The following is a 1,209-nucleotide window of genomic DNA, read 5'->3' on the forward strand; positions in this document are numbered from 1 at the left end:
TGATGGAGTCCTTCTTTGGCATCCTCAAATCGGAGATGTTCTACGGTTATGAGAAGAGTTATCAATCGCTTGATGAGCTGGAGAAAGCTATTGCAACTTATATTGTTTATTACAACAATAAACGGATCAAAACGAAACTAAAAGGACTTAGTCCTGTGCAGTACAGAACTAAATCCTTTCACTAATATTTTTTGTCTAACTTTTTGAGGGCAGTACAATTTTTGTCCCAGCTTTTTTGAATGCGATAGAAATAGCAACTAGATTATTTACGAAAGGCATCAACGATATAGGTAAAACCAGCAATTAAAAATGCAAAAGCAACGGCATAAATGACAAAGACGCTTGTAGCTGTTGGATTGAACAAAATGACTAATCTAAGCAGAAATACAAGTAGCGCCACCCACATGATGTGATTGCCAATAGCAGAGAAAATCAGTCCTAGACAATTACCTTTAAAGAAAGCAATAATGGCTTCTACAATTAACTAAATTCCTAAAATGGTTGGAATGATGACAGGTAAGGTCACAATCCATAGGCAACGAGGTAAATAGCTAAGAGCAGGTTGATAATCTTTGGAAAAGATAAACAGGTGAGCGAAGCTCTTTTGGCACAGAGAAATAGCTTAAAATAGCCACTATAGAAGCAACCAATAAACCAAATGCAATCCACCAGCTGTAAGCAACAAGATTAGCTGCTGGGTTTGTAAATAGAAAAAGTGCTAAAAGGACAAAAACAACTCCTGCAAGGAATAGTAATAAACGATTAGAAAATTTCATTTCAATACTCCCCCTATATAGTATAGTTTGATAATAGAAGTATTCTACATTTTTTATAGGAAATGTCAATAAAATAAATGGACAATTTGGAAATTTCAGTCTGATTCATGAAAAGAAAATCAGTTTTTATCATTTTGAAAATAAAAAGAGAAGATAAAATTTGTCTTCTCTACATGAAAATATTGTATGGCATCAAAGCAAAAGTAACTGGCTTTACACTATTTGTTAAGATGTAATTTGATTCAAAAAGAAAAGATAGATTTAAAAGTGGGGCAAATGATGGGGCAAAAATAGTTGAGAGTAAGTGAGTCTGAGACAAAATAGTTCTCAGTCACAAAAAAGCTAGAGATTCCCAATTATGGAACTCTAGCTTTTTAAGTTTGAGTCGTTCTCTTATTGTATTTAAGGAGATTATTGGCCATGAGCACTAAAC

Annotated in this window: 1 protein-coding gene and 1 pseudogene; one reads left to right on the forward strand and one right to left on the reverse strand. The window is 33.7% G+C overall.

Annotation, left to right across the window (positions count from 1 at the left end):
- The coding region (locus IYQ91_RS09895; RefSeq protein ID WP_195673609.1) for an IS3 family transposase at positions 1 to 185 on the forward strand (185 nt) is incomplete at its 5' end.
- Between the two features lie 77 nt (positions 186 to 262).
- On the opposite strand, the pseudogene IYQ91_RS09900 reads toward IYQ91_RS09895, so the two are convergent.
- A pseudogene (locus IYQ91_RS09900) lies at positions 263 to 776 on the reverse strand (DUF308 domain-containing protein).
- Positions 777 to 1,209: the final 433 nt, after the last annotated feature.

It is taken from the genome of Streptococcus sp. HF-2466 (assembly GCF_015594645.1).
Lineage (GTDB): Bacteria > Bacillota > Bacilli > Lactobacillales > Streptococcaceae > Streptococcus > Streptococcus anginosus.